At 66.9% G+C, this 6,327-nt stretch carries 7 protein-coding genes; 6 read left to right on the top strand and 1 reads right to left on the bottom strand.

Annotated features, from left to right (window positions below; all coding sequences use genetic code 11):
- The 6 genes from ACFTSA_RS11305 to fabF form a co-directional block, all read left to right on the top strand.
- A partial coding sequence (locus ACFTSA_RS11305; RefSeq protein ID WP_377951341.1) for a hypothetical protein occupies positions 1-264 on the top strand: 264 nt, incomplete at its 5' end.
- Positions 265-540: 276 nt separating this feature from the next.
- Entirely contained in the window at positions 541-1,785 is a 1,245-nt protein-coding gene (locus tag ACFTSA_RS11300) for a PucR family transcriptional regulator (RefSeq protein ID WP_377951340.1), read from the top strand.
- An 88-nt stretch (positions 1,786-1,873) separates the two neighbouring features.
- On the top strand, positions 1,874-2,803 hold the full coding sequence (locus tag ACFTSA_RS11295; RefSeq protein WP_377951339.1) for an ACP S-malonyltransferase: 930 nt from the start codon (positions 1,874-1,876) through the stop codon (positions 2,801-2,803).
- The gene (locus ACFTSA_RS11290) at positions 2,800-3,861 is read left to right on the top strand and encodes a beta-ketoacyl-ACP synthase III (RefSeq protein ID WP_377951338.1); all 1,062 of its coding nucleotides are present in this window, start codon (positions 2,800-2,802) and stop codon (positions 3,859-3,861) included. Before ACFTSA_RS11295 ends, ACFTSA_RS11290 begins: the two co-directional genes overlap by 4 nt.
- A gap of 81 nt (positions 3,862-3,942) precedes the next feature.
- Entirely contained in the window at positions 3,943-4,188 is a 246-nt protein-coding gene (locus ACFTSA_RS11285) for an acyl carrier protein (RefSeq protein ID WP_003806076.1), read from the top strand.
- A 193-nt stretch (positions 4,189-4,381) separates the two neighbouring features.
- The gene (gene fabF, locus ACFTSA_RS11280) at positions 4,382-5,617 is read left to right on the top strand and encodes a beta-ketoacyl-ACP synthase II (RefSeq protein WP_377951337.1); all 1,236 of its coding nucleotides are present in this window, start codon (positions 4,382-4,384) and stop codon (positions 5,615-5,617) included.
- Positions 5,618-5,691: 74 nt separating this feature from the next.
- Here the strand turns inward: fabF and ACFTSA_RS11275 are convergent, their stop codons facing one another.
- Positions 5,692-6,195: a DUF3145 domain-containing protein gene (locus ACFTSA_RS11275; RefSeq protein WP_003806074.1), complete on the bottom strand. Its 504-nt coding sequence runs from the start codon at positions 6,193-6,195 to the stop codon at positions 5,692-5,694.
- Positions 6,196-6,327: the final 132 nt, after the last annotated feature.

Below are 6,327 nucleotides of genomic sequence, written 5' to 3'. Positions count from 1 at the left end.
ATGAAGGCCGTCCCGGACCAGATCCGGCAGTTCATCCCGAACGACTTCGCCACCCTCGGCGCCGACGGCTTCGGCTTCTCCGACACCCGCGCCGCAGCCCGCCGCTTCTTCAAAAACGACACCCACTCCGTCGTGGTGAAGACCCTGCAGCTGCTCGCGGCCAAGGGTGAGGTTGACGGACAGGCACCGGCGCAGGCAATCGAGAAGTACCGCCTGCTCAACGTGAACGCCGGCACCACGGGCAACGCCGGAGGCGAGTCCTAACGGCTGGCTGAGCCCCTCAAGTCCCGAGTTTTTGTCCAGATAATGGCCGCAAAACGGCCTTGAAGTCGCGACAAGTGGACAAGAACGCTACAGAGGCGAAGCGAACGACGGCGGTCCCCACCCACGGTGGGGGCCGCCGTCGTCGTTTGGGGTACTTCCCTTCGGCTACTTCGGCGGTCCTTGCGGAAGTGCCGGAAGGGCTGTGACGCAGCACAACCGAAGTTGTAGCCTTTGCACAAAATGGAGCTTGTCCCGCAGGCACCGTATGCTCGAATTATGCCCGAGCCGTCCCCCGCCCCTGCACCGCGCAAACCGCCCTCCCGGACCATGACTCCGGAGAAGACGGAGACCCTGAAAAAGCTCAGGGCCAGCGTCGGTCAGCTGTCCACCACCACCATGCGCCAGCTGGAAAAATCCCTGCCGTGGTACAGCCGGCTCAGTTCGGACGAGCGGTCCGCACTGGGCCTCGTGGCACAGAACGGCATCGCCGCGTTCGTCACCTGGTACGAGCGGCCCAGTTCCCCGTCCTGGATCCTGTCCGATGTTTTCGGCACCGCCCCGACGGAACTGACCCGCTCCATCAGCCTGCAGAAGGCGCTCCAGCTCATCCGGATCGTCGTGGAAGTGGTGGAGGACCAGGTTCCGGTCATCGCTCCGGAAGCGGACCAGCCCTCCCTGCGCGAAGCGGTCCTCCGGTACTCCCGCGAAGTCGCCTTTGCCGCCGCCGACGTGTACGCCCGGGCCGCGGAATCCCGGGGCTCCTGGGACACGCGGCTCGAGGCGCTGATTGTGGACGCCATCCTGCGCGGCGAAAACACCGACGCGCTGCGCTCGAGGATCGCCGCGCTCGGCTGGAAGGCGCAGGAACGCTTCACCGTGATGGTGGGGAACTCCCCATCCGAACCCAGCGCCAGCTATGTCAGCGAACTGCGCCGCATGGCTGGCCGCTACGCCGAGGATGCGCTCGTGGGCATCCAGGGCGACCGCCTCATCCTGATCCTGGGCGGCGTCCACGATCGGGAAACCGCGTATGTGAAGCTCAGCGAGATGTTCGCGCCCGGTCCCGTGGTTTACGGCGCGGAGGCCAGCTCCCTGCTGGAAGCCAGCGGCTCGGCGCAGTCGGCCTTCGCGGGACTGACCGCCGCACGGGCCTGGCCCGCCGCACCCCGCCCCGTGGCGGCCGACGACCTCCTGCCGGAACGCGTCATTTCCGGGGACGATGCGGCCCGCCGGTCGCTCGTGAAGAACATCTACCGGCCGCTCCTCGCAGCATCGAACGGGCTGGTGGAAACTCTCGGCACCTACCTGGAGCTGGGGCATTCGCTCGAGGCGACAGCGCGGGAACTCTTCGTCCATGCCAACACCGTGCGGTACCGGCTCAAGCGTGTTTGTGACGTGACAGGCTGGGATCCGCTGCTCCCGCGGGAGGCCTTTGTGCTCCAGGCGGCGCTCGTGGTGGGGCGGCTTTCCACTCCGCCCAAGCCCGCCGTCGAGCGTGTTGCCGCGCGGAACACGAACTGAACCGTTGTAGACTTCCTACAATCTGACCCCGTGAGCTTGGTGTACGGAAACACCAATGGATCACCCGGTAATTTGGAAAGCTGGATACGTGCTTGCAATCGTCTGCCCTGGACAGGGCTCACAGACCCCCGGTTTTCTGGCCCCGTGGCTGGAGCTGCCTTCCGTAGCAGGCCATCTGGCCTCCCTGAGCGAAATTGCAGGCATCGACCTCACTGCGCACGGGACCACCTCTGACGAGGAAACCATCAAGGACACCGCTGTTGCGCAGCCGCTCATTGTCGCGGCCGGGTTGGTGGCCGCGAAGTCGCTGTTCGACGTCGAACTGAATACGCTGCCGGTCATCCTGGCCGGACACTCGGTGGGCGAGATCACGGCGTCCGCGCTGGCCGGTGTGCTCACCGAAAAGGAAGCCATGACGTTTGTGCGCGAACGCGCCAACAGCATGGCCGCGGCCGCTGCCGTCACCCCCACCGGCATGAGCGCCGTGGTGGGCGGCGACCCCGCCGAGGTCCTCGCCGCCATCGAGGCCGCCGGAGCAACGCCTGCCAACGTCAACGGCGCGGGCCAGACCGTCGCCGCCGGCACATTCGATCAGCTTAAGGCCCTGGCCGAGAATCCGCCGGCCAAGGCGCGCGTGATTCCGCTGAAGGTCGCCGGGGCATTCCACACGTCCCACATGGCACCCGCGGTGAGCGCCCTCGAGGCGCTCCGTCCGGAGCTGCAGCCGCAGGCCCCTGCCGTGCCGCTGCTGTCCAACTTCGACGGCCAGGAGGTCACGGAGGGCACCGCCGCCGTCGACAGCCTGATTGCCCAGGTCTCGCGGCCGGTCCGCTGGGACCTCTGCATGGAGACCCTCGTGAACCGCGGAGTCACCGGCGTGATCGAACTCGCCCCGGCGGGCACCCTGGCCGGACTGGCCAAACGGGGCATGCCGGGCGTCAAGACCGTTGCTGTCAAAACGCCGGACGACCTGTCCGCGGCCCTTGCACTCTTCGCAGAACTGGAAGGACAGGCATGAGCACGCCGGTACTGAAGCAGACCCCGCTCAACGAGCACACCCGGATTCTGGGCATCGGCGCCTACCGCCCCGACGTCCTGGTCACCAACGAGGATGTGTGCCAGTGGATCGATTCCTCCGATGAGTGGATCCGCCAGCGTACCGGCATCGTCACACGCCACCGCGCCCCCGCAGACGTCAGCGTGATCGACATGGCCGAGGGTGCCGCACGTGAGGCCATGGAGAAGGCAGGCATCGAGGCGTCCCGGCTCGGCGCCGTCATCGTCTCCACGGTGACCCACCCCTATGCCACGCCCTCGGCGGCCGCAAGCCTCGCCGACCGGCTGGGCGCCACGCCTGCCCCTGCCTTCGATATCTCCGCCGCCTGCGCCGGCTACTGCTACGGCATAGCCCAGGGCGACGCGCTGGTGCGTTCGGGCGCAGCCAACTACGTCCTCGTCGTCGGCGCTGAAAAGCTCTCCGATGTCATCGACAACCGCGAACGCACCATCTCGTTCCTGCTGGGTGACGGGGCCGGCGCCGTCGTCATCGGCCCCTCGGACACCCCGGGTATCGCGCCGTCGGTGTGGGGATCGGACGGCAGCAAGTGGGATGCCATCGGCATGACCCGCTCCATGCTGGACGTCCGTGACCTCGGCCTGGCGGCACGCCGGTCAGATTCCACCGGCGACCTCGCGCTGCTCGAAGAGGCGCAGGAGCTCTACCCGACGCTCCGCCAGGACGGCCAGACGGTGTTCCGCTGGGCGGTCTGGGAGATGGCCAAGGTTGCCCAGCAGGCCCTCGAGGCTGCCGGCATCCAGGCCGAGGACCTCGTGGCGTTCATTCCGCACCAGGCCAACATGCGGATCATTGACGAGATGGTGAAGAAGCTCAAGCTGCCCGAGACCGTCACCGTGGCGCGGGACATCGCCGATGCCGGCAACACCTCGGCGGCATCGATCCCCCTGGCCACGCACCGCCTGCTCCAGGAAAACCCCGCACTGAGCGGCGGACTGGCCCTGCAGATCGGCTTCGGCGCCGGACTGGTCTTCGGCGCCCAGGTAATTGTCCTTCCGTAGCAATTCCGATAACCAAGCCGCAACCGCGGTTTGCCCATTTCCGGCATCCCCTGCCGGCAATAACAAGAAAAGGAGCCATCAATGGCTAGCAACGAAGAGATCCTGGCCGGACTGGCTGAAATCGTCAACGAAGAGACCGGCCTGGCCCCGGAGGCCGTCGAGCTGGACAAGTCCTTCACTGAGGACCTGGACATCGACTCCATCTCCATGATGACCATTGTGGTCAACGCCGAAGAGAAGTTCGGCGTCCGCATCCCGGACGAAGAGGTCAAGAACCTCAAGACCGTCGGTGACGCCGTGGACTTCATCTCCAACGCCCAGGCGTAAGCAGGACACCAGCCTTCACGGGCTCCAGCCCCCGCGGCTGAACCCGGCTGGCCGGACCGGACGTTACGTTGTCCGGGCCGGCCAGCCGATGCACCATCCCTAAATTTTTTGCAGACTTCCCCCGCACGCCACCCACTCCGGCCTCCGGCCAGCAGCTCAGGACAAGGCAGGCGCACCGACAGAGAGTGATCCCATGACACGCAAAGTAGTCATTACAGGTCTGGGTGCCACCACGCCCATCGGCGGCGACGTACCCACGATGTGGCAGAACGCGTTGAAGGGGGTTTCCGGAGCCCACACCCTTGAAGACGAGTGGGTTGCCAAGTACGAACTGCCGGTCCACTTCGCTGCCCGGTGCAGCACCCCTGCCCTGGAGGTTCTGAGCCGCGTTGAAGCCAAGCGCATGGACCCGTCAACGCAGTTCGGCGTTATTGCCGCACGCGAAGCCTGGGCCGACTCCGGCATCACCGAGATCGACCACGACCGGCTGGCTGTCGCCTTCGCCACCGGCATCGGCGGCGTGTGGACGCTCCTGGATGCGTGGGACACGCTGAAGGAGAAGGGCCCCCGCCGCGTCCTTCCCATGACCGTTCCGATGCTCATGCCCAACGGCGTGGCCGCAGCCGTCAGCCTGGATCTGGGTGCCCGCGCCGGTGCGCACACTCCGGTGTCCGCCTGCGCGTCCGGCACGGAAGCCCTGCACCTCGGACTGGACCTGATCCGCTCCGGCAAGGCCGACGTCGTCATGTGCGGTGGCGCCGAAGCCGCCATCCACCCGATGCCGCTCGCGGCGTTCTCCTCGATGCAGGCCCTCTCCCGCCGCAACGACGACCCCGAGCGCGCCTCGCGTCCCTACGACCGTGACCGTGACGGCTTCGTCATGGGTGAGGGTGCCGGCGCCCTGGTGCTGGAGGCCGAGGAACACGCCCTCGCCCGCGGTGCCCGGATCTACGGCGAACTCGCCGGCACATCCGTCACCGCCGATGCCTACCACATCACGGCACCGGACCCCGAAGGCCTGGGCGCCACCCGTGCGCTCAAGGCGGCCATGTTCGACGGCCGCATCCAGGCGGAGGACGTGGTGCACGTCAACGCCCACGCCACCTCGACGCCGGTCGGTGACAAGCCGGAGTACACGGCGCTGAAAGCGGCGCTGGGCGGCCACGTGGAGAACGTGGCTGTCTCGGCCACCAAGTCGCAGATGGGCCACCTGCTCGGCGCCTCCGGTGCCGTGGAGGCCGTCCTCACTGTTCTGGCGGTCCACGAGCGCAAGGCGCCCGTCACGATCAATCTTGAGAACCAGGATCCGGAGATCCCGCTCGACGTCGTGACCTCCGTCCGCGACCTGCCGGCCGGCGACATCGTCGCGCTGAGCAACTCATTCGGCTTCGGCGGGCACAACGCCGTCGTTGCCATCCGCAGCGTGTAGTGTCAATGAGTGAACGCTGAAGAAGCCCCCGCCGGCCGGCGGGGGCTTCTTCGTGCTATGGGGGTGTCCGTGCGTCAGCCGACCTGGTGGAGCCAGCGCACCGGCGCGCCTTCGGCGGCGTGCCTGAAGGGTTCCAGTTCCTCGTCCCACGCTTCACCGAGGGCAAGCGAGAGCTCATGGTAGACGGCGGAGGGGTCGCCCGCGCCGGCCTCGTAGGCGTAGCGGATGCGGTCCTCGGACACCATGATGTTGCCGTGCACGTCAGTCACGGCGTGGAAGATACCCAGCTCGGGTGTGTGGGACCAGCGTCCGCCATCGACGCCCTGGCTGGGTTCCTCGGTGACCTCGAAGCGCAGGTGTGCCCAGCCCCGGAGGGCAGACGCGAGCTGCGCACCTGTCCCCTGCGCGCCGGTCCAGGACAGCTCCGAACGGAACATGCCGGGCGCGGCGGGCTGAGGGGTCCATTCGAGGTCCGTTCGCTTGTCCACGACGGATCCGATGGCCCACTCAACGTGAGGGCACAGTGCGGTAGGGGCCGAGTGAATAAACAGCACACCGCGGGTCATTGCAACAGACATTCCATCCTCCATAGCTGTAGGTACGTCTTCCCCAACGACCTGCATGGACGGGATACTTGCTGCTTTGGGCGCCGCGTGGTGCCGGTGATTCCTGCCAATCTATGAAATTGCCTGCCGGGCTGACAAGAGGCG

The organism is Arthrobacter sp. NPDC057013 (assembly GCF_042674585.1).
Classification (GTDB): Bacteria; Actinomycetota; Actinomycetes; order Actinomycetales; family Micrococcaceae; genus Arthrobacter.
The sequence above is the reverse complement of the archived record's forward strand: the minus strand, read 5'-3'. Positions and strand labels throughout refer to the sequence as shown.

What these genes read in the sequence shown, in the direction of transcription:
- ACFTSA_RS11300 (WP_377951340.1), top strand. Translation starts at nt 541, where the DNA reads ATGCCCGAGCCGTCCCCCGCCCCTGCACCGCGCAAACCGCCCTCCCGG.
- ACFTSA_RS11290 (WP_377951338.1), top strand. Translation starts at nt 2,800, where the DNA reads ATGAGCACGCCGGTACTGAAGCAGACCCCGCTCAACGAGCACACCCGG.
- ACFTSA_RS11285 (WP_003806076.1), top strand. Translation starts at nt 3,943, where the DNA reads ATGGCTAGCAACGAAGAGATCCTGGCCGGACTGGCTGAAATCGTCAAC.
- fabF (WP_377951337.1), top strand. Translation starts at nt 4,382, where the DNA reads ATGACACGCAAAGTAGTCATTACAGGTCTGGGTGCCACCACGCCCATC.
- ACFTSA_RS11275 (WP_003806074.1), bottom strand. Translation starts at nt 6,195, where the DNA reads ATGTCTGTTGCAATGACCCGCGGTGTGCTGTTTATTCACTCGGCCCCT.